This window comes from Pelistega indica (genome assembly GCF_000506865.1).
GTDB classification, from domain to species: Bacteria; Pseudomonadota; Gammaproteobacteria; order Burkholderiales; family Burkholderiaceae_B; genus Taylorella; species Taylorella indica.
This window is the reverse complement of record NZ_AYSV01000131.1, coordinates 1-22,356: the sequence shown is the minus strand read 5'-3', so window position 1 is coordinate 22,356 and position 22,356 is coordinate 1. Positions and strand designations below refer to the sequence as shown.

The 22,356-nt window shown below is 39.0% G+C and carries 18 protein-coding genes and 1 riboswitch; of the genes, 6 read left to right on the top strand and 12 right to left on the bottom strand.

Annotated elements, in window-relative coordinates:
• Positions 1-100 precede the first annotated feature (100 nt).
• The 6 genes from V757_RS26505 to metH form a co-directional block, all read right to left on the bottom strand.
• Positions 101-853, bottom strand: a complete 753-nt coding sequence (locus tag V757_RS26505) for an ABC transporter permease (RefSeq protein ID WP_023953166.1) — start codon at positions 851-853, stop codon at positions 101-103.
• 16 nt (positions 854-869) lie between these two features.
• Positions 870-1,613 carry an ABC transporter ATP-binding protein gene (locus tag V757_RS26500; protein ID WP_023953164.1) on the bottom strand — a complete coding sequence of 248 codons (744 nt, stop codon included), beginning with the start codon at positions 1,611-1,613 and terminating at the stop codon, positions 870-872.
• A 6-nt stretch (positions 1,614-1,619) separates the two neighbouring features.
• Complete coding sequence (locus tag V757_RS26495; RefSeq protein WP_023953162.1) at positions 1,620-3,098, bottom strand: DASS family sodium-coupled anion symporter; 1,479 nt, start codon at positions 3,096-3,098, stop codon at positions 1,620-1,622.
• A gap of 556 nt (positions 3,099-3,654) precedes the next feature.
• Positions 3,655-4,287 carry a YiaD family glycine zipper/OmpA-like lipoprotein gene (locus tag V757_RS26490; protein WP_023953160.1) on the bottom strand — a complete coding sequence of 211 codons (633 nt, stop codon included), beginning with the start codon at positions 4,285-4,287 and terminating at the stop codon, positions 3,655-3,657.
• Between the two features lie 140 nt (positions 4,288-4,427).
• Entirely contained in the window at positions 4,428-5,222 is a 795-nt protein-coding gene (locus V757_RS26485) for a helix-turn-helix transcriptional regulator (protein ID WP_023953158.1), read from the bottom strand.
• Positions 5,223-8,999 carry a methionine synthase gene (metH, locus tag V757_RS26480; RefSeq protein WP_023953156.1) on the bottom strand — a complete coding sequence of 1,259 codons (3,777 nt, stop codon included), beginning with the start codon at positions 8,997-8,999 and terminating at the stop codon, positions 5,223-5,225.
• Between the two features lie 241 nt (positions 9,000-9,240).
• Positions 9,241-9,404, top strand: a riboswitch (cobalamin riboswitch).
• A gap of 39 nt (positions 9,405-9,443) precedes the next feature.
• Here metH and V757_RS26475 point away from each other — a divergent pair.
• Together V757_RS26475 and V757_RS26470 are read left to right on the top strand one after the other, a co-directional pair.
• A complete protein-coding gene (locus tag V757_RS26475; RefSeq protein ID WP_023953154.1) occupies positions 9,444-11,297 on the top strand; it encodes a TonB-dependent receptor domain-containing protein in 1,854 nt (617 codons plus the stop codon).
• Between the two features lie 50 nt (positions 11,298-11,347).
• The gene (locus V757_RS26470) at positions 11,348-12,148 is read left to right on the top strand and encodes an ABC transporter substrate-binding protein (RefSeq protein WP_218184516.1); all 801 of its coding nucleotides are present in this window, start codon (positions 11,348-11,350) and stop codon (positions 12,146-12,148) included.
• Between the two features lie 43 nt (positions 12,149-12,191).
• Here V757_RS26470 and V757_RS26465 read toward each other — a convergent pair whose 3' ends face one another.
• Entirely contained in the window at positions 12,192-13,094 is a 903-nt protein-coding gene (locus tag V757_RS26465; protein WP_023953150.1) for an NAD(P)/FAD-dependent oxidoreductase, read from the bottom strand.
• Positions 13,095-13,211: 117 nt separating this feature from the next.
• On the opposite strand from V757_RS26465, the gene folB reads away from it, so the two are divergent.
• The 3 genes from folB to queF are packed head-to-tail and all read left to right on the top strand — an operon-like array spanning position 13,212 to position 15,523.
• Complete coding sequence (gene folB / locus V757_RS0115205) at positions 13,212-13,562, top strand: dihydroneopterin aldolase (RefSeq protein WP_031274881.1); 351 nt, start codon at positions 13,212-13,214, stop codon at positions 13,560-13,562.
• 49 nt (positions 13,563-13,611) lie between these two features.
• A complete protein-coding gene (gene ttcA, locus V757_RS26460) occupies positions 13,612-14,601 on the top strand; it encodes a tRNA 2-thiocytidine(32) synthetase TtcA (RefSeq protein ID WP_023953146.1) in 990 nt (329 codons plus the stop codon).
• A 46-nt stretch (positions 14,602-14,647) separates the two neighbouring features.
• Positions 14,648-15,523: an NADPH-dependent 7-cyano-7-deazaguanine reductase QueF gene (queF, locus tag V757_RS26455; protein ID WP_023953143.1), complete on the top strand. Its 876-nt coding sequence runs from the start codon at positions 14,648-14,650 to the stop codon at positions 15,521-15,523.
• Positions 15,524-15,629: 106 nt separating this feature from the next.
• On the opposite strand, the gene dld is transcribed toward queF, so the two are convergent.
• The 4 genes from dld to lldP form a co-directional block, all read right to left on the bottom strand.
• The gene (dld, locus tag V757_RS26450; RefSeq protein ID WP_023953141.1) at positions 15,630-17,342 is read right to left on the bottom strand and encodes a D-lactate dehydrogenase; all 1,713 of its coding nucleotides are present in this window, start codon (positions 17,340-17,342) and stop codon (positions 15,630-15,632) included.
• Positions 17,343-17,403: 61 nt separating this feature from the next.
• Positions 17,404-18,558: an FMN-dependent L-lactate dehydrogenase LldD gene (gene lldD, locus V757_RS26445; RefSeq protein ID WP_023953139.1), complete on the bottom strand. Its 1,155-nt coding sequence runs from the start codon at positions 18,556-18,558 to the stop codon at positions 17,404-17,406.
• Between the two features lie 8 nt (positions 18,559-18,566).
• Complete coding sequence (locus V757_RS26440) at positions 18,567-19,310, bottom strand: FCD domain-containing protein (RefSeq protein WP_023953137.1); 744 nt, start codon at positions 19,308-19,310, stop codon at positions 18,567-18,569.
• Between the two features lie 20 nt (positions 19,311-19,330).
• Positions 19,331-21,013: an L-lactate permease gene (gene lldP, locus V757_RS26435; protein ID WP_023953135.1), complete on the bottom strand. Its 1,683-nt coding sequence runs from the start codon at positions 21,011-21,013 to the stop codon at positions 19,331-19,333.
• A 311-nt stretch (positions 21,014-21,324) separates the two neighbouring features.
• Between lldP and V757_RS26430 the strand changes: the two genes are divergently transcribed.
• Positions 21,325-21,993: a transporter substrate-binding domain-containing protein gene (locus V757_RS26430; RefSeq protein WP_023953133.1), complete on the top strand. Its 669-nt coding sequence runs from the start codon at positions 21,325-21,327 to the stop codon at positions 21,991-21,993.
• A 4-nt stretch (positions 21,994-21,997) separates the two neighbouring features.
• On the opposite strand, the gene V757_RS29710 is transcribed toward V757_RS26430, so the two are convergent.
• Positions 21,998-22,129: a hypothetical protein gene (locus tag V757_RS29710; RefSeq protein WP_261796462.1), complete on the bottom strand. Its 132-nt coding sequence runs from the start codon at positions 22,127-22,129 to the stop codon at positions 21,998-22,000.
• Positions 22,130-22,356: the final 227 nt, after the last annotated feature.

Genomic DNA, 22,356 nt, shown 5'->3' with positions numbered 1-22,356 from the left:
ATTTATTTTYWKCTTGAGCATTTACTGAACCAACAAATGCCAATGTTAGTAATCCTGCTAAGGTAGTTTTAATTCATACTATCTTTCATCTTATCTCCTTTTATTGATGATTTACCCAAGGAAGCATTTTTCTTAACATAACATCAATACCGAAATAAAGTATCAATGCCATTAAAGCTAATACAAATAGACTAGCAAACATTAAATCTATTTGCATCCTTGCATTTGCATGTAGCATTAAATAACCAAGCCCTTCACTAGAGCCAACCCATTCCCCAACTACGGCACCAATAGGGGCTACCGATGCTGCCACTCGCAACCCAGATGCTAATGAAGGGAGAGATGCTGGTAAGCGAATATAACGCAATTGCTGCCATGCATTAGCTTGCATCGTTTGTGCCAAGTCTAACCATCCCTGAGGTGTTTGTCTTAAGCCGTCATAACAAGCAGCTGCCACAGGAAAAAAAATAATTAAACTAGCCATAATAATTTTGGAACTCATCCCATAGCCAAACCAAACCATCAGCAATGGAGCAACAGCAAAAACCGGGATGGCTTGACTAATCACCAGTAGAGGCAATAACCAAGGTCGTATAGGCTTAAACATTTGTAAGCTTAATGCACTTAAAAAGCCTGCCACGCAACCACACAACATGCCTAATAAAATTTCCAATGCTGTGATGCTAGCATGCTCTGCAATTAAATCAATACGCTGATTAAGCGTTTGGAAAACTTGTAAAGGACTAGGCAAGATGAATTTAGGAAGCCCGGTTATCATCACAACCAATTGCCACAGTACCATGATTCCAAGTGCGATCAACAATAAACGCCCCAAAAGAGAAAATTTTTGCATGTTAGTCTTCCTCTTTTTAAACGGTTGAAAGTTGATTTAATAATACGCCCTGCCATTTTAATACGTCAGGATCATCAATTGATCTAGGGGTATCAGAGGATAAATTTACCATGTGTACCAATGACGCTGGCTGTTGATTTTGGGCTTGCATAACCCAAATATGCTGACTTAATCGAAGTGCTTCTAGTGGATCATGCGTAATTAAGATAACTGTTTTATCTCGAAACAGTTTAATAAACAATGTCTGTAACTGTAGTCTAGTGGCAAAATCTAGTGCTGAAAATGGCTCATCCATCAAGACAATAGGCTTATCTTCCAAAAGTGTCCTAGCCAAGGCTACCCGCTGTCGTTGCCCTCCAGAAAGTTGATATGGCTTTCTATCTCCCAATCCTGATAGACCTACTTGCTTAAGTAATCGCATCGCAGACTCTTGTACATCTGGTGTCAAATCACCCCTTAACTGAAATCCTAAACAAATATTTTCCAACACGGATAGCCAAGGCATTAATAAATCATCTTGAGCCATCCACGCAATGCGAGAAAATAATGGCAGCCCATCATCAGCCATTACCTCCCCTTGCCACGTTTGATGTGAAAGTAGTCCCGCCATTATTTTAATTAAACTACTTTTCCCAACGCCTGAACTACCTAAAATACTATGCCATTGCCCTGCCTGAAAATGTGCAGATACCCCTGTAAACAGGGGGCTTTGATCATAATCAAAATGAAGGGATTTAATAATAATTCCAGGTGCTTGCATATAGGTCTATAAGAGTCCTAACCACTTCCAATAGGTAGCAGCAAATAGTACCATTAATAAATAGCCAATCACGGTGACTACGATACCCACTTTAGCAAATTGTTTTGCATTAAACGTTTCAGTACCAAGACAAACCATATTTTGTGGTGCATTAATTGGCAAAATAAACCCATAACTCACCACAAAACCTAAAATCATGGTCATACCTAAACGATTAATATCGCCCGGAAGATTTTGCAATAATGCAATCATGATTGGAATCATTGAAGAAGACAAGGCTGTAGCACTAGCAAAACCTAAGTGGATAACAATCAGAAAGGCAGCTAATACAGCAAATATCATTGTTGGACTAAATGTATCTAGCCCTGTATTCGCTACAATTTGTGTTCCTAGCCACTCCCCTGCTTTAGTTTGAAGCAGAGCAGTTCCCAAACTAATACCAACACCGAAAACAATGACTGTTCCCCAAGGTACTCTAGCTTGAATATCTTTCCAGTTAATCACACCAATTTTCGGTAACAATAACATGGCTAAAGCTACAGTAGTCGTTGCTGTGGTATTGAATTTATGTAATTTACCTTCTGTCGCCCAGAAACCAATCAAAATCAATGTTACTAATAATAAACGTTTCTGTGCAGAAGACATTGGACCAAGCTCTTCTTTTTGCTTTCTAACAGTTTCTCGTCCACCCTGTAAACCATTGACTTCTACAGGTAATAATTTTAATACCACCACGACCAATACAACAGACATAATTAATGACCATGGTAATGCAGCGATTAACCAATCCACCCAAGCGACTCGTTCACCTAGCATCTTTTCCATAAAACCAACTGTTAACAAGTTCTGTGCGGCAGCGGTTTGGATACCTATATTCCAGACACTAATACCTTCGGCAACAACAATCATAAGACCCGCCGCTAAATTGGAACGCTTATCCACTCCAAATGCTGCGATAATCCCCATAATAATAGGTAACATTGCTGCACCCCTAGCTGTAGCACTTGGTACGACTAGACTTAACACAATAATAACGAGGATAGTTCCGACAAAAATTGATTTCGTACTCGTTCCCACCAAATTTAAGGTGCTCAACGCAATCCGTTTATCTAAGCCAGTAAATGTCATACATGCAGCTAAAAATAATGCTGCCGTCACCAATGCTAACGCAGAATTACCAAACCCAGTTAAAGCGAGATTCATTGATGCAGACGTACCCCAATCCTTTGCATGATTGTCCATACTTGGTGATAAGCCAACGAGAAAAACAATTAATCCCAAGATAATAATGGAACTAGTTTCATAAGAAACAGCTTCACTCACCCAGACAATAATAGCAAATACCAAGATAGCCAAAACGCGGTGTCCTGCAACAGGCAAGCCTTCTGGTGTTGGTAGTAATAAAATACCTATCAGCGCCAACACACCAATAATTAATCCGAGTGGGAATTTCCCTGGTGCCAAAAAACTCTCTTTTGTAGGCATAATAAAACCCCTTTTTGCAACTCCAAACAACTACATTACCTTAGTGTGCCAAATCAATCTGTTAAATCAGATGATATAAAACACCTATATATCCACTATTATAAAACACAAACTATTATTCCAATATGAACTCGTTTGAATTTATTGGAGAGATTAATTAGATAAAAAAATCCCAATCACACTTTTCAAGTGGATTGGGATTAGATGTATTATGATTAGTTAATCTTCAAATAAAGATTCACTAATCTTCAAATAAAGATTCACTAATCTTCAAATAAAGATTAACTAATCTTCAAATAAAGATTAACTAATCTTCAAATAAAGATTAACTAATCTTCAAATAAAGATTAACTAATCTTCTTTTGATTTTGACGTGCAGGTTTTTTCAAATTAATTCTCCAAAATATATCTATGTAGAACTCATGATAAAACCTGCACGCCGAAAGTACCTCTGTATCTACAAACTAAAATCCCAATTACACTTTTCAAGTGGATTGGGATTAGATGTATTATGCTGTAAGTTTAGAAATGTTTCTCACAACTTTTACAAAAAAAATTATTGTTGTACTGCGTATAAGTACACTTCGACTCGGCGATTTTGTGCACGACCTTCTTCTGTACCATTATCAGCGATTGGGTCATTGAAACCACGGCCTTCTGTCATTGCACGTGAGCCATCAACACCTTTAGTAGCTAAATAACTAACAACACTTTGAGCACGGCTTTCAGATAATTTTTGGTTAAGTTTAGCTGTGCCTTTATTATCTGTATGACCAATTACTTTTACACGTAATGTTGGCGCTGCAGTCATTTCTGATGCTAAAGCGTCTAACACAGGATACGCTGTAGATTTCAATTGTGCGCTACCTGTATCAAATGTTGCACCCTCTGGGAAATTAACTTTTAGGCTACCGTCAGGCATTTTTGTAGTTGAAACACCAATTTTTGAACCTGTTTCATCCACTTTTCCTACGATACGATCCCAGTTATAACCAGTGATTGCACCAGCTACAGCACCAATACCAGCGCCGATAGCAGCTGATTTCGAGTTATCACCAATTAATGCACCAACACCAGCTCCAAGAGCAGCACCGATACCAGTTCCTGCGGCAGTATTACCTGCAGTAGAAGCACAACCAGCAAATACAGAACCTGCTAAAACAACAGCGGCTAAACGAGTATATTTCATAAATGACTCCTAATAGATATTTAACGGAGATTAACCAAATTAATCATTAATCCTATTCTAAAAACAATTTCGCTAGATGACTAGCTGTATTATTGCCTTTTTTAACATTATTAACGATTAGTTTGTAAAACATTGTAAAACTATGGCGCTTTAGCTAACAGCATTACCAGCTTATAGTCTAAATGGGTTGCTAATCGAAACGTTATCTGCTCAAACTCAATATAACCTTGTTGAGGGTGATTAAATTCTCGTACCCCTCCCTCACGAGCGAGTACTGTTTGTCTATCCCAACAAAGTTTAAATAGCTCACTTTTTGACGATAAGTCTTCGACAAAACTTGCCATTTCTAATTGCTCAATACTAGCAGCCACATCAGCACGAAACTCTGCTACAGCACGAACAGCTCTATTTTCCCATCCTATCACGATATCACGTGCTTTAGGCTCTTGGAAAATAAATTGTAATAAATTTGGTGATGTTGTCTTTGCTATCCAACCATCGAATAATTCATTAATTAAGTTATTGAAATACAATATATTCCACGATTTATCAAGTATATAAGCAGGGCTAGCAATTGCATCAACACACTCTTGTAAATAACTTGATAAACTACCATGCTCAGCCTTAGTCACGTCAGGATCAATAGCATCAGCCAGCTCAAATAAATAAGCTCTCTCAGCAGAGTTTAAGTGTAGTGCATCAGCCAGTTTCGACCATACTTGCGCTGATACAGAAACATCTCTACCTTGTTCAATCCATGTGTACCACGTCACACTAATATCACACAATAAGGCAACTTCCTCTCGGCGTAAGCCGGGCGTGCGTCGCCTCAGACCAGGTGATATACCTGCTACTTGTGGACTGACTCTAGATCTAGCTTCCCGGACAAACTCACCGAGAAGCTGTTTTTTACGTGACGGTGATTTACTCTGCATCTATTCTATTACCGAATGTAAGGCTTTTTTGGCTTTAGCCTCTTCAAACCCTGTGCGTCTACGATAATCATCAAATTGGTCTTGACCAATATTACCAATACTAAAATAATCCGCTAAAGGATGACTAAAATAAAAGCCTGAGACACTTGATGCCGGATACATCGCATAACTTTCAGTAAGCTTCATGCCAATATCTTCAGGTTTCATCACACGGAACATATCTGCTTTGACGGTATGCTCTGGACAAGATGGATAGCCAGGAGCAGGACGAATACCGACATATTTTTCCTCAATGATTTCTTCATTGCTGAGGTTTTCCTCATGTACATACCCCCATAAGTCTGTACGAACACGATGATGCAAACATTCAGCAAATCCTTCTGCCAAACGATCAGCAATTGCTTTAATCATAATCAAGGAATAGTCATCCAACTCTTTTTCAAAATGCTCTTCATGCACTTCAATCCCTAAACCATTGGTGACAGCAAACATACCAATATAATCTTTAACCCCAGAGGATTTAGGCGCAATATAATCTGCTAAACATTTGTTACGAACATCTTCTCGTTTTTTATTTTGCTGACGTACCAGATGCCACGTAAAAAGCACTTCTTCTCGTGACTCATCTGCATACACCTCGATATCTTCTTCATTCACACTATTTGCTGGATAAAACGCTACCACACCACTCGCTGTTAGCCATCTTCCCTCAATAATTTTGTGCAACATCTCTTGACCGTCAGCATATAGTTTTCGTGCTTGCTCACCCACTATTTCATCGTCTAAAATTTTTGGGAAACCACCTGCTAAACCCCATGTCATAAAGAATGGACCCCAGTCAAAAAATTTCACAATTTCTTTTAAATCATAGGATTCAAATAAGCGTCGGCCAATAAATTTTGGTTTAGGAGGAGTATAGTGTTGCCAATCTATCTGTTCTTTATTTGCTCGAGCTTCCTCTAGAGGAATAACGGGATTCGCTCGTCTATTAGCATGACGTACTCGCACTTGCTCATATTCTTCCGCTAAATCTCTTAAAAAGGCGTCTTTGTTATCCGACACTAAATGAGTACAAACACCCACAGAACGACTAGCATCAGGGACATAGATGACTGGACCTTCATAATTAGGAGCAATCTTAACAGCAGTATGCACGCGACTTGTTGTGGCTCCACCAATCATCAGTGGTATTTTTTTCTCTCTAAAATAAGGATCACGTTGCATTTCAGACGCCACATAGGCCATTTCTTCTAAACTCGGTGTAATTAAGCCTGACAAGCCAATAATATCGGCATTTTCTTCTTTTGCTTTAGCCAAAATATCCGCACATGGAACCATTACACCCATATTAACGACTTCAAAGTTATTACACTGTAATACTACGGATACAATATTTTTCCCAATATCGTGTACATCCCCTTTAACAGTAGCAATAACTATCTTCCCTTTAGCTCGCACATCCCCACCTGCTGCCTCAATTTGACGCTTTTCTTCTTCAATAAACGGCACCAAATGTGCGACCGCTTGTTTCATTACCCTAGCAGACTTAACTACTTGTGGTAGGAACATTTTACCTTCACCAAATAAGTCACCCACCACATTCATACCATCCATCAAGGGTCCTTCAATCACCTCAATTGGACGACCACCTTTAGACGCAATAATTTGCCTAATTTCTTCCGTATCCTCAACAATAAATTGTGTAATACCATTAACTAAGCCATGTGTTAAACGTTGCTCTACAGGTAAATTACGCCATTCCAAGTTTTCTTCTTTTTTCTGTCCAGAACCTTTAACTTGTTCTGCAAACTCAACTAAGCGTTCAGTGGATGTTCGCTCATCATTTTCATCTGTTTTGCCTACGGGATACTGACGATTTAGAATTACATCTTCTACCAAGTCACGTGTTTTTGGATCTAAATCTGCATATACCCCTAACATCCCAGCATTAACGATCCCCATCGTTAAACCTTCTTTAATTGCGTAGTATAAAAAGACCGTATGGATTGCTTCACGCATCACCTCATTGCCACGGAATGAGAAACTGACGTTAGAAATACCGCCTGACATACGTGCATAAGGCAAATTCTCATGAATCCATTTAACCCCTTGGATAAAGTCAAGGGCATAGTTGTCATGTTCCTCAATCCCTGTAGCGACAGCAAATACGTTAGGGTCAAAAATAATATCTTCTGGAGGGAAATTTAATTCATTCACTAAAAGATGATAGGCCTTACCACAAATTTCTTTACGGCGCTCTAAATTATCAGCCTGCCCTAACTCATCAAAAGCCATTACAACAATAGCTGCACCATATTTACGGCATAACCGTGCATGAGCTAAAAATGGTTCAACACCCTCTTTCATAGAGATAGAATTAACGACTGGCTTGCCTTGTACACATTTAAGACCTTCCTCTATGACTTCCCATTTAGATGAGTCAATCATGATAGGTACGCGCGAAATATCAGGCTCAGAGGCAATCAAATTCAAGAAACGACGCATACTAGCTTTTGCATCTAGCATAGCCTCATCCATATTCACGTCAATTATTTGTGCCCCATTCTCCACTTGTTGACGGGCAACAGCGAGTGCCTCATCAAATTTTTCCTCTTTAATCAAGCGCAAGAACATTTTCGAGCCGGTGACATTAGTTCTTTCACCGACATTAATAAATAAGGTACTGTCATCAATATTTAGTGGCTCTAACCCTGATAAGCGAGTTTTTACGTCTACTTCTGGTACTACACGTGCAGGCAATGCATGTACGGCTTCTGCTATTGCTTTTATATGTTCAGGGGTAGTTCCACAACACCCCCCCACCATATTGACAAAACCTGCTTGAGCAAATTCTTTGAGCAAAGAGGACGTATCTGTAGGCGTTTCATCAAAACCAGTATCACTCATAGGATTCGGTAGTCCAGCATTCGGATACACACATAAGTAGGTGTCACAGATTTTTGATAACTCTGCCACATAAGGACGCATGAGTGCTGCCCCTAAAGCGCAATTTAACCCTATCGTAATGGGTCGCGCATGGCGAATTGAGTTCCAAAAAGCTTCCACTGTTTGCCCAGACAAAATCCTACCTGAAGCATCCGTAACCGTCCCTGAAATCATGACAGGTAGACGAATACCTCTTTGTTCAAAGACTGTTTCAACAGCAAAAATCGCTGCTTTAGCATTTAAGGTGTCAAAAATGGTTTCAATCAATACAATATCAATGCCACCATCTAACAAGCCATTTAATTGCTCAGTATACGTCGCCACCAACTCATCAAAGGTAATATTACGAGCACCTGGGTCGTTCACGTCAGGCGAAATGGAAGCTGTTTTGGGTTGTGGACCAAGAGCACCTGCGACAAAGCGAGGATGTGTCGGTGTGGAATATTTCTCACAAGCTTGTCTGGCTAACTTCGCTGACGCAAGGTTCAATTCATAAGCAAGATGGGGTAAATCATAATCACTTTGAGCTACTGATGTCGCACCAAAGGTATTCGTTTCAATCACATCAGCACCCGCTGCCAAATATTTCTCATGAATTTCTAAAATAATATCAGGGCGAACTAAGCTTAAAAGCTCATTGTCCCCTTTTACATCCTGAGCATGATCAATAAAACGACTACCTCTAAAATCTTCCTCAGTTAATTTATACTGCTGAATCATCGTCCCCATAGCTCCGTCAAGAATCAGAATTTTTCCCTTGCTAAGTTGACGTGCAAAATCTGCTCCATGAGTATATGCCTCAATAGGGTAAGGTAATGTTGGGTATGCCACTGTAGACCTTTAAAAAAATGATAATCAAAGAAGCAAATTTTAACACTTCCAGACTCGTAAAAAACCTATCTTTTAAGGAATGATAATTTTCCAAACAGACAAAATTGTTAATTTCCTGATACCTCCATAGTCTATTGATTACTTTTTTATCCCTATAATGTTTACTTTAAACATGAAATTTATTTAAAAAAACAACAATTTTCATTAATTATTTTCATAAACAAACAACTTATCGTAAAATAACGTTAGCTTTTATCAAGGTGCTTTTGGCATTTCTCCCTTGCAGAAATGAGGCAAAAGTAAATGGGAAACAGTAGATAAATTGAACTTATCCAAGCTGTGCTGCCCCCGCAACGGTACCACTCTTTAGTCAAGCCCGATCTCAGCCTTTTTAAACATCCCTTAATTTTTGTGCGGGGACGCACACTTTTTAGGCTCATTCACATGAAATTTTCTCCTTTGAAAACAGCTCTTGCGGTTGCTTTTTTTCCTGCTGCTGTACTCGCACAAGAGTCCAGCGTTCCTTCTTTAGAACCTATCGTTGTAACAGCTTCTCGTACGCCCCAACCTATCAGTAATGTCATAGGTGATATAACGGTGATCGATAGTGCCCAATTAAAACGCGAAACTAGTCCGACATTACTTGACCTATTCGCTCGTACACCCGGATTACAAGTGTACGACTCAGGCGGACCACAAACTGTTAGTGGCATTTACACACGAGGAGCAAATCCACAAGCTACCTTAGTTATGTTCAATGGTTTACGTATTAACGATACGACGGCTGGCAGCACTTTCTGGAATCTTATTAACCCAGCCTTATTCAACCGCATAGAAATTATTCGTGGCGCAGCAAGTGGCTTATATGGTTCAAACGCAATGGGTGGAGTGATAAATCTTATGACAACACCAACAGAGACGGGACCTCGCGATTTAAGCTTAATCGCTAATATAGGTGGAGGCTCTAACGGTACCTTCCGTACTAATGCAGCGATTTCTGGTGCGACAGAAAAATTTGATTATTACTTAGCAGGAGCATATGCTACAAGCGAAGGCTTTAATGCAAGCAATACAAAAAACACTTATGTCTATAACCCCGATAGAGATGGTTATAACCAAGCATCTATGACAGGTAGTTTAGGCTATACATTTGCTCCCGGTCATCGCCTCGGGGTGAACTTCTTAAATGCGGTAAGCCGTAATGAGTTTGATGCGGGTAATGACCCTTGGAGCGTACAAAATGCTTATGGCTATTCACGTCAGAAAGCCTATAGTATCACTAGCAATAATCAAATAAGCCATTGGTGGGAAAGCGTTGTACAACTTTCTTATGGAAAATTGCATTCAGATGATCGTGCTTACGGATCAACTTTTGACTCTCGCACTAATTTCTACAGCTGGCAGAATAATTTTAGTCTAGATGAGAATCAAACATTATCTGTTGTATACGAACATACCAAAGAGCGTGCGTTTAATAGTAATGGCTTAACCCAACAAAAACGCCATACAAATTCAATAGCTGCTCTTTATAAGGGTGATTTTGATCGTCATCATATTCAAGCAAATATCCGTAGAGATAAAGTCTCAGGAGTCAAAGGTAGTACAACGGGTGGTTTAACTTACGCATTTGATATGACGCCAGAGTTCCAAGTAGGCGCTGGTTATAGCACAGGCTTCCGAGTGGGGACTTTTGCAGACATGTTCTCGCCTCTAGCATGGGGCTTCCAAGGCAACCCGGATCTTCTCCCAGAAAAATCTCGTCATGTTGAGCTAAACTTACGTTATAACAGCAATGATACTCAAGCAAGTCTTACTCTTTTTCAGACAAAATATAAAGACTTAATCAATGCATATGACTGCAGTACATACCCATGCTCTACAAGCAATGTTGACAAAGCAACTATCAGAGGGCTAAGCGTAGATGCTAGCCAACGCCTAGGCTATACAACTCTCTCTCTTGGTGCAGATTTCTTAAATGCCAAAGATGATAGCACTGGTAAGCGTCTCGTACGTCGAGCCAACCAAATATACCGTGCCAGTATCAGTCATGAATTTGAACGTATTAATTTAGCCGCTGACTACTTATTTGTAGGACACCGCTATGATGATGCCTCTAATACCAAAGAAAAACGTTTGGGTGGCTATGGCTTGGTAAATTTACGCACTGACTATAAAGTAGCGAAGAATTTCCAAATCCAAGCCAGTGTTAACAATGTATTTAATAAGAAATATGCCCCAGCTTATGGCTACAATGCTCAAGGCACTAATTTCTTCTTAAATCTAGCTTATCAACACTAATGATGAATAAAAAAGGGACTTCACTTCGCTCTATAGGATTGTTGTACCTCTTGACTGGGGCAGCTATTTCAAATACTGCCCTGTCATTTGAAACACCAACAGTGATTAGTCTATCACCCGCGGCCACAGAACTTATTTACGAGCTAAAATTAGAGAATCACCTTATTGCCGTTGATAAAAATAGTAATTTTCCTGATCAAGCAAAACAGCTCCCAAATATTGGTGATGCCTTTAATCCTAATCTTGAATTATTAGCTCACTATAATCCAGATTTTGTTATACATTTCTCGAAAAGCCAAACCCTAGATGCGGCTCAACAGTCTCTCAAATTAACTCTTGTTCCCATGCAGCCAAAAAATATGGAGGAGTTATTTAAACACGCAGAAGAATTGGCAAGTAGATTGCAGCATTCCCGCACAGAGCAAGTTAATCAATGGCGGCAGCAATGGCAAACGCTGAATAAACACTATCAATCAAATAGTGTTTCGAAAAAAATTTTTATCTATCTTGGCTTTAACCCTATCTATACACTAGGCAAAAATGCTTTTCTCTCTCAAAGCCTACATAGCTGTGGCACACAGGGGTTATTTGATGATCAAAACGTGGCTTCACTAATGATTTCAAAAGAACAATTATTGGTAAGTCCTCCTGATAAAGTCTTAGTAGGCATTTCAATTCATGAGAGCATACCAAAACGCACACAACAAATCATTGATGAACTTAAAGCATTGGGCATTACCTTAACAACAAACCAAATCGTTTTTGCTAATCAAGATATTCTCTTTCGTCCCACCATACGTTTTTTAGACTATTTACCTACTTTATGTCAGCAGTTACAACGTGAAAACTAATTGCCATATTCATCAAACTAACCTCACTGAAGCCAAGGCTATACTAGGGAGCCTCTAAAGAGGCTTGTATCGCTTTAGCAGCTACGACTCCGTCAGCCATTGAAGTAACCACACAGGGATGCATACGATTAGCCACCTCACCAATAGCATAAATACCAGGCACACTAGTTTGTGCTGTCCGTTGATCCGTCCAAATATGTCCTGTTTCCATCAAGGCAAGATTTAAACTGGCTATTCCATCCAGCTGTGGTTCATAACCATAAAACACCATCACAGTATCATAGTGCTCACCATTAACAGTCATTTCTTCTGGATTAAAATTATAGTCCCCGATATGTAAATGTTCGGGATTAATAATAGATAACCATTTCTTTTGTGCTCGTAAAGTTCGAGCAAAAATATCAATTTGTTTAACCCCTCTATCCAAGGCATAAACAGCATTTTCTAGGGCATTATCACCGCCACCTAGCACAGCCACCTTTTTCATGATGAAGTCATGCATATACACATGTTTACCAGGCCCCAACAATATTTCAGGATAATATTTTCCAGCAGGCATTTGTGGCGGGCGTTTATGTTTAACACCACTAGCAAGTACGACATTCTTACCCATTAAAGCATTATTTTCCCCAAAAAAGACCTTGAAAAGAGGAAATTCACTCTCTGCATGCTCCACACGTTGGATACTAGTGACTGTTTGCTTTAATAAAACAGGAACTTTAGCCGCCTCTAGACTCTTTTGTATTTGCAAGGAGACCTCTTCACCTGTTAAATCAGGAGCGGTCACATTCCAAACATCTTGGAAAGGATTAAGTGCACTTAATCCACCCACTACACTAGCCTTATCCAATACCACGGGCTTATAACCCAATAAAGATAACCATACAGCACAAGAGGCGCCCGCTGGACCTGCCCCAACAATCACCGCATCATAAACAGTAGACATAGAGAATTCATCATTGTGTTTTTAAACATATCACCCTATTGTAGCCAATTTACCTATAGAAAACATTACAATTTAGACTTATTGATTTAGCATTAAAATAGCTTATGATACCCGCCCATAAAATTTTTTTTAATTCGTCTGCGTTTAGATGCTCGTATAGGTATACTCGAGCATGAGTTACGAGCCACTCAAATTATTTATATTGACGTAGAATTAGACGTACAACCTAAACAAAAAGCGAATGATTTAGATATTCGCTCAGTATTGGACTATCGCAAAATACGTGAAGCCATTATTGAGGAAACCTCTCGTACACATGTTCACCTTGTCGAAGTGTTGGGAGATACTATTACGACCCGTTTATTAAAAGACTTCCCTGAAGTAAGCCAAGTCAAATTGCGCATCAGCAAACCCGCTGCTTTCTCTGACTGCGATGCTGTTGGTATTGAATTCCTAGTACATCGTTAATTTGATTTTTTATCCACTCTATCCTTGTTGCTTATCATAACACCTTACCATGCAAGAAATTGATTCAAATTTAAAAGAAAAACTTCGTATAGATAATAACAAACTTAGTAAACGTATTATTCGAGAAACAGGTAAAGCCATTGTTGATTACAATATGATTGAGGATGGCGATAAGGTTATGGTGTGCTTATCTGGTGGTAAAGATTCGTATGCAATGCTTGATGTATTAATGACCTTACAAAAAAGAGCACCCATACATTTTGATATAGTTGCAGTCAATTTGGACCAAAAACAGCCAGGCTTCCCTGAGGAGGTATTACCGACTTATTTGAGTAGTATTGGCGTTGATTTTCACATAGAGAATCAAGATACTTATTCGATTGTAAAAAGAGTCATTCCTGAGGGAAAAACGACTTGCTCTCTTTGTTCGCGTCTACGTCGAGGAATTCTATATCGAGTTGCTAATGAATTAGGTTGTACCAAAATTGCGCTAGGACATCATCGTGACGATATTTTGGCAACGTTTTTTCTAAATCTTTTTTATGCGGCAAAACTCAAAACAATGCCTCCTAAATTAGTTAGTGACGATGGCAAACATACTGTTATACGTCCTCTTGCTTATGTCACTGAAAAAGACCTGATTGCTTACGCTAAACTCAAAGAATTTCCTATCATTCCATGTAATTTATGCGGTTCACAAGAAAACTTAAAACGCAAACAAGTGGCGCAAATGCTGAGAGACTGGGAAAAAGAAAGTCCTAAAAAAGTCTGGAATATTTTTAAAGCGATGGCTGCTGTTGCACCATCTCATTTAATGGATAAAAATCTTTTTGATTTTGTGAACCTAAAGCCTACTGGTATTGCCGATGAAGATGGTGATAAAGCATTTGATCAAGACAATTTTGCTGATTATTCGCCATTAATGGATGATGATGAAGACACACACGATGATAACAGCACAACAAGTCCTGATAATGATCTCAATGCAGCACCCAAAAATAAGTTAAGCAAAACAATTAGCATTCAAAAACTCTTTTAATTCTAAAATTTTTTAGACTTTTGTTTTTTAATTGATATTTACCACTATGCAAACTGTTGAAAAAAACTTACTACATGCACCCCTAGGTAAAAGTAGTGACTACCCTACTCAATACGATCCAAGTCTACTTTTTCCGATTTCTCGACAAATTGGACGTGACCATTTGAGTATTAAACCTTATCCAGAGTGGTACGGAGAGGATGTCTGGAGAGCATTTGAGGTATCTTGGCTTAACCCAAAAGGTAAGCCTGAGATTGCTATCTTACGCTTTACTATTCCAGCTACCTCTAGCCACATCATTGAGTCTAAATCGTTTAAATTATATTTAAATTCGTTTAACCAAGAAAAATTATCTTGGGATAATTTATACGCTCATCTAGTTCAAGACTTAAGTCAAGCGGCTGGAGGTACTGTTAATATCATCAGAGAAAACGCTCATACTCTCTTAATGAGTGATAAACATTCCCCTTATCCTGACTCTACCGTTATAGCCCCTCTTGAGGCAATTAATATTGATAATCTAGACATCGAATGCTCTATTTATGAGCCAACAGCAAGTTTACTCAAAGCCGATACTGATAGCATTCGTAAAGAAGTATTAGTCTCTGATCTATTAAAAAGCAATTGTCCAGTCACTTCTCAGCCAGATTGGGGAAGTGTCGTCATTAGCTATGAAGGTCCTGCGATTGATCATGCATCACTTCTAGAATATATTGTTTCTTATCGTACACATAATGGATTTCATGAACAATGTGTAGAGCAAATTTACTGCGATATATGGCAACAGTGCCAACCAACATTCTTAGAGGTGTACGCCCGCTATACACGCCGCGGTGGATTAGATATTAGCCCTAGACGTGCAAGTAGCTCCGCTACACTCGACAAAAACTATCCACAAATTATTCGAACACCTAGACAATAACTTACCTATAACCCCCCGTTATGGATAGTATCCAATCGACGGGGGAATCGTTTATTTTTGAGAATCAATTTAGTGACAGAAAGAGTTTAACGGTAATGGCACGTCATTACTCAGCTACAGATTTGTGATCCCCCCAAAAACGGCGTCGACTTGTATGTCCAATACCGACATTAAAACTATTTGTTGGATCTAAGCGCTTATAATGATTTTGTAAGGCAGCTTTTGCTAAATATAGATGACCCACATTATGTTCAGCAGGGTATTCTGCGCCTCTACCATCAAGCAAAACCCACATTTTATGCTCCATTTCTAAGGGATCAACGCCTTTGCGAATAATATAGTCTTGATGGAAAACATGGCAGAAGAAATGTCCATAATAAAGTTTATGAATGATGTCTTTATTTAATTCATCGGATAACTCTTCTTCCCACTCTCGATCATTCCGACGTAAGGCAATATCCAAGGCCACAATATCTTCCACTTCATCACGATGACTATCTCTATAACGAATTGCCGCACCAGCAATCGCAAAGCGATGTAAAAATGCTTTGCGCCCCTCTTCTGCGGTGCATAAGAAATAGTTGCCTGTGGTGTGTTCCTTAAAATAGTCTTCTAAATAACGCTGAACTAAATCAACATCTTGTTTTTCAATACGGATAATAAGGTGATGCTGATATAAATCCCTGAAGTCATTCATTCGCTTAGGTAAATGGTTGGGAAAAAATTTCATCATAAATTGAAGACATTTATCACTCCAACCTTTTAAACCGATTTTTTCTAATTTAATATCAATCTGAGTCTTAGTAGCAAACATCTTCGGTACTTTGTTCGTACCAAATTTCTCAATAAATAAGAAGACATCCTTACCATATTCCGCACCAATATCATAGGCAGTACGATGAATATACTCCCCAGCAATAGGTAAGCGAGGTAACTCTTTCAATAAATAGCGACGGATATTCGTCAAGTCATCTTGTGTCTGACTGCCAATATAAAATACCTCACTAGCGACTTTAGGGAATGTATCTAATCTCACCGCAAAAACACATACCTTACCTGCAGACCCAGATGCCTCAAACAAACGATTGGGATTATTATTAAATCTAGCAGGCGTATCCTCATCTACCTGCGCGACATCAAATGCATAATTTTTATCAGAAGCATGTTTTCTGTCATCATTATCAATATCTTCTGGACGATAAGTACCATTCTCCAACGCATTTAAAATTTCTTCTGGCGATTCACCCAAATTAATACCGAGATGATTAATCAACTCCAATTGATTTTCTTCGTTCAACCGTGCATATAAAGCGAGCTCGGTATAAGCGGGTCCCCTACGAACTAATGCCCCACCAGAGTTATTACAAATCCCTCCTAGCACAGAAGCTCCAATGCATGATGAACCAATAACGGAATGAGGCTCTCTAGAATGCGGTGCAAGGGCTTTTTCTAATTCATCTAAGGTAGCACCGGGCAAACAAACAACTTGCTCTGCTTTGTTAATAAGCTGAATCCCTTTTAGTCTCGTCGTATTCAAAATCACCACTGGACGATCATAGTCATCACCAAATGGGGTTGAACCACCTGTCAACCCCGTATTAGCGGCTTGCATAATTACAATACAATCAGGCAAGACCGTATTTAATACCTTCCATTGCTCAATCAATGTTCCAGGTGTGACAACAGCTAATACACTACCAGAACCATAACGTTTTCCTTCTCGATATAACTTTGTCTGAGCTGCATCAATTAAAACGTTTTTATCGCCAACTATTTTTCTTAAAGAAGTAATTAACTCATTATGTTCATTTGCCACCATGTCTCTCCTCCTCTAAGGATGAATCAATGAAATACTCATCCTTAGCATATTCAATTAAGGTTTACCCCTTAATTTCTTGCTCAATTTTTACCAGGCAATCTGAGGTAATCTCTGCTACTGTTTTTGCCCCAGTCAGCGTCATTGCAACACGCATCTCTTTTTTCATAATTTCTAAGAGATTTTCAACACCAGCCTGACCCTCTGCTGCTAAGGCATAAGCAAACGCTCGCCCAATTAGACATGCATCTGCACCTAGAGCAATCATACGTACAATATCTAGACCATTACGAACACCAGAGTCAGCAAGAATCTTTAGTTTTCCTTTAACAGCATCTGCTATCATCGGTAAGGCTTTCGCACTAGATAAAACACCATCTAATTGACGACCGCCATGGTTAGAAACCACTATGCCATCAGCACCAAATGTGACAGCATCACGAGCATCATCTGGATCCAGAATACCTTTGATAATCATAGGTCCATCCCAGAATTCTCGAATCCATTCGAGATCTTTCCATGAAATAGAAGGATCAAAATTCGCTCCTAGCCAACCAATATAGTCCTCTAATCCTGTGGGTTTACCTAAATACTTAGAAATATTACCTAAATCATGTGGACGACCATTGAGCCCTACATGCCAAGCCCAATGAGGATATAGTGTTGATTGAGCATAGCGTCTAATAGCAGCATTAGGACCGCTCATGCCTGAATGTGCATCACGATATCGAGCACCCGGCACTGGCATATCTACCGTAAAGACTAATGTACTGCAACCAGCTGCTTTAGCACGCTCTAACACATTTTTCATAAAGCCACGATCACGCAACACATACAACTGAAACCACATTGGTCGTCTAATAGCAGGTACTACTTCTTCGATAGGACAAACTGATACAGTCGATAAGGTGAATGGAATGCCTTTATTATCCGCTGCTTTTGCCGCTTGTACCTCACCACGTTTAGCATACATACCTGTTAAACCCACTGGTGCAAGAGCCAATGGCATAGCAAGCTTTTCACCGAATAATTCGGTTTCGGTACTTAGCTCTGCCATATTACGTAAAATACGTTGACGCAGAGCAATTTTAGAGAGGTCATCTACATTGTTTTTTAACGTTGCCTCATCATATGCTCCTCCATCAATATAATGGAATAAAAAAGGAGGTAAGCGTCTTTGTGCTGCTTTACGATAATCTTTTGATGATGAAATAATCATGATTTTTCCTAAAATTTCTTTAAACGACTCGTACGCTCACGTCTTGCTTCCGACTCGTTAATCTCTTTTACTTTATCAATAACATAGTGAATATGCCCTTGAACAATATTTAGTGCGTTCTGTGCGTCACCTTTTTCAATCGCTTCTACCAATTCTTTGTGCTGTTCATTAAGATTATCAACCATCTCAGCATCACTATACATTTTGTGACGAGCAAGCACGACATTATGATGTAATAGCTCAAAAACATTACGCATCAATTGAATCAATACAGCATTATGACTAGCTTCAGCAATAACCAAATGAAAATTAGCATCTGCATCGGACGCTAAGATTAGATTTCCTTGTTGTTGGTACTCTAATAACTGCTCATAAGCTTGACGAATTTCTCGTTTTTCTTCAGCGGTTGCCCGTAGACTGGCATACCATGCTGTACCACCTTCTAGCACAGCTCTTGCTTCTTGTACATCAAAACGATAATTAGGATCCTCAGAAACCAATTTACTTAATTGATTTAAGTTTGAATCAATCCTCCACATTGTAGGCGACTGTTTTAAATAAGTTCCAGAACCCACTCGCGTTTCGAGTAAATCTTGTGCAATTAATTGCTTAAACAATTCTCGTAAGCGAGTTCTGGAAATGGAAAGAATTTCACAGAGTTTTCTCTCGGCTGGTAGTCGCTCTCCAATTTGTATACTTTGACTTTCAATAAAATCAGCTAATACTTGAGTGAGAGGATTACTAACAGCCATTTGAAAACTCTTATACTTAATTAATGGGGTACTGGAATCATGCCAGGCAACCAATATGCCTGCATAGTGACAATAATACCAATAATTACAGCAAAAATTAAGCTATGTTTAACCGTAAAGCGGAATAGATCCGACTCTTTACCAACTAAACCAACCGCTGCGCAAGCAATCGCTATTGATTGAGGTGAAATCATCTTACCAGTTACACCACCACTCGTATTTGCCGCCACTAACAATATATCAGAGACACCAATTTGATGTGCTGTTGTTGCTTGTAACGCAGCGAATAATGCATTAGCAGACGTATCTGATCCTGTTAAAAACACCCCTAACCATCCCAAGAATGGAGAAAAGAATGGGAAAGCATCTCCTGTATGGGCTAACGCTAATGCTAATGTAGCTGATAAACCAGAATAATTAGCAATAAAAGCAAAGGCTAATACCATACCGATTGAGGCAACAGGAATTCGTAACTCTTTTAAAGTTTCACCAAAAGTAGATACCGCTTGACCTGGTTTCATACGTAAATAAATAATAGTGATGATAGCGGCAATAAAAATAGCTGTGCCGGTTGCCGATAACCAATCAAATTTATAAATAGCAGCATAATTCGTTGCTTCACTAACGACAGGAGGCAGTTTTTGTACCAGATTATGCAAACCAGGCACTGGAATAGAAATAGCAAAGTGTTCTAATGGACCGCCCGCTTTAAATAAATCCTTGAATGGCTTAATACTCCACAACGTAACCATTGCCGTCAAAATAGCAAATGGCATCCATGCTCTAACAATTTGACCTGTTGTATATGTGTGTTTTTCTACCGTTTTATTCTCATCATTATTAAATCTGAATGTTGTTTTAGGTTGCCAGTATTTACATAGCACGGTCAATGCTATCAATGTCATAATAGCTGCCGTAATATCTGGTAATTCTGGGCCAATAAAGTTTGATGTTGCCCATTGTGTGATAGAAAATGCTAAGCTACCTACTAAGATAGCAGGCCACATTTCTTTAATACCGCGCCATCCATCCATAATGGCCATTAACCAAATTAAGACAATTGGTACTACAAATGGTAATTGACGACCCACCATTTGACTAATATGGAAAGGATCTAGATTGGATACCTGACCTGCCACAAGAATTGGTATACCCATTGCACCAAAAGCAACTGGTGCCGTATTTGCAATTAAACAAAGACCTGCCGCATATAATGGCTTAAATCCTAACCCAACTAGTAATGCTGCAGTAATCGCCACTGGTGCACCGAAACCTGCTGCACCTTCCAAGAAGGTACCAAATGCAAAGCCTACAAGTAACATTTGCATACGTTGGTCTTCTGTCAAAGAAATAATACTTGAGCGAATAATATCAAATTGCCCTGTTTTCACAGAAATTTTGTAAAGGAATACTGCACCGATAATAATCCATGCGATAGGCCATAGACCATAGAAAAAGCCATAAAGCACTGATGATAATGCCATGCCAATTGGCATACCATACGCTAATATTGCTACTAAAAAAGCTAGTATGACTGTTACAGAACCAGCAACGATTCCTTTTAAACGAAATACCGTTAGCGCTAAAAAGAAAAAGATAATGGGAATTAAGGCGACTAGACTGGATAGCCATATATTCCCCAATGGATCATATAGTTGTTGCCATTGCATTGGTTTACCCTCCTTTGGGAAGAAATTATACATTCATCCTCCTTAAATTGGTATTACCAATAATATACTGGATATACCGATTTAAAGAAGATGACATAATAAGCAAATTATTCAATCTTGATAATTAGGGTTTTTACTGGATTTAGGCGAAATAATATGGGCTATTTAACGATTTTTAGAGGAAATTTAAATTAGCAGAGACTTTTTAAAACTAAATAAATCTAGATCATAGAATATGAGCGTAAATAGCGAATAAGCACTTCTAATATCTAGTCATTTAATTTAATATTAATCAGTATGTAAAAAATTTAGCGATCATTTTTCATTATTTAAGGAAGCAAATCATGCAAGATCTTGTTAGACAGATACTCACCCCTACAGGCTTATTACGTGTCTGCATTAACCTAGGCAATGCTGTTCTTGCCCAACAAGAAAAAGGAGAACTAAAAGGAATATCTGTTGATTTAGCTAAGAAACTTGCAGAACAGCTTCAAGTGGAGCACCAATTTATCATTGTAAAAAATGCTTCAGCATCTGTTAAAGCTATTTCTAGTGGAGAGGCAGATATTGGTTTCTTTGCGATTGATCCTCAACGTGCTGAAGTGATTCAATTTAGTCAACCTTATTTGAGCATTTATGGTTCTTATCTTGTTCATCGTCATTCTTCTATTCAGCACATAAATGAAGTGGATAATACAGCGCATCGTATTGTTGTAGCGAGAGGAAGTGCTTATGATTTATACCTAAGCCGACATCTTAACCATGCTCAATTAATCCATACTCAAACCTCACAAGAAGTAGTCGATGTATTTTTAGCAGGTTACTATGAAGTCGCTGCCGGCGTGCATCAACAACTTTTAGCAGATGCCCAACGTGTCAAAGATGTCCGATTATTACCTGGACATTTTATGGAGATTCAGCAGGCTATGGGCGTTGCAAAACAGGCGGTCTCAAGAGTGATTGACTATTTAAATCAATTCTTAGCTCAGCACAGGGGACTAATTAAGTCTTAAACTCTCACTCGCTATCACTTGCCATTGCTGGATTATCATAGATATACTCACTAATTTCATTGCACCTTGCTAATTGCTCAAATCGTTGAGCATACACTGAGACACAATAAATACAACCATTAATACCGTGAGGCAATCAAGGCACACCTAATTTCTACTATCAGCACGTATTAAACCAATGAGGCATAACATAAAATTGTCTTATAGGTAGTGGAGCGATGCGCTAGAATCGCTGGCTCATAAACAAGTCGCCATACACCACGCAAGATGGTTATATGGGGGCGATATGAGGATGAGTTTAAACCGTGGAGGGGGAGCTAGTTTGTTATGGTCGCTAGACGTAAAAAACCCTCTAGAGGCTGA

What these genes read in the sequence shown, in the direction of transcription:
- V757_RS26505 (WP_023953166.1), bottom strand. Translation starts at nt 853, where the DNA reads ATGCAAAAATTTTCTCTTTTGGGGCGTTTATTGTTGATCGCACTTGGA.
- V757_RS26500 (WP_023953164.1), bottom strand. Translation starts at nt 1,613, where the DNA reads ATGCAAGCACCTGGAATTATTATTAAATCCCTTCATTTTGATTATGAT.
- V757_RS26495 (WP_023953162.1), bottom strand. Translation starts at nt 3,098, where the DNA reads ATGCCTACAAAAGAGAGTTTTTTGGCACCAGGGAAATTCCCACTCGGA.
- V757_RS26490 (WP_023953160.1), bottom strand. Translation starts at nt 4,287, where the DNA reads ATGAAATATACTCGTTTAGCCGCTGTTGTTTTAGCAGGTTCTGTATTT.
- V757_RS26485 (WP_023953158.1), bottom strand. Translation starts at nt 5,222, where the DNA reads ATGCAGAGTAAATCACCGTCACGTAAAAAACAGCTTCTCGGTGAGTTT.
- V757_RS26475 (WP_023953154.1), top strand. Translation starts at nt 9,444, where the DNA reads ATGAAATTTTCTCCTTTGAAAACAGCTCTTGCGGTTGCTTTTTTTCCT.
- V757_RS26465 (WP_023953150.1), bottom strand. Translation starts at nt 13,094, where the DNA reads ATGTCTACTGTTTATGATGCGGTGATTGTTGGGGCAGGTCCAGCGGGC.
- ttcA (WP_023953146.1), top strand. Translation starts at nt 13,612, where the DNA reads ATGCAAGAAATTGATTCAAATTTAAAAGAAAAACTTCGTATAGATAAT.
- queF (WP_023953143.1), top strand. Translation starts at nt 14,648, where the DNA reads ATGCAAACTGTTGAAAAAAACTTACTACATGCACCCCTAGGTAAAAGT.
- dld (WP_023953141.1), bottom strand. Translation starts at nt 17,342, where the DNA reads ATGGTGGCAAATGAACATAATGAGTTAATTACTTCTTTAAGAAAAATA.
- lldD (WP_023953139.1), bottom strand. Translation starts at nt 18,558, where the DNA reads ATGATTATTTCATCATCAAAAGATTATCGTAAAGCAGCACAAAGACGC.
- V757_RS26440 (WP_023953137.1), bottom strand. Translation starts at nt 19,310, where the DNA reads ATGGCTGTTAGTAATCCTCTCACTCAAGTATTAGCTGATTTTATTGAA.
- lldP (WP_023953135.1), bottom strand. Translation starts at nt 21,013, where the DNA reads ATGTATAATTTCTTCCCAAAGGAGGGTAAACCAATGCAATGGCAACAA.
- V757_RS26430 (WP_023953133.1), top strand. Translation starts at nt 21,325, where the DNA reads ATGCAAGATCTTGTTAGACAGATACTCACCCCTACAGGCTTATTACGT.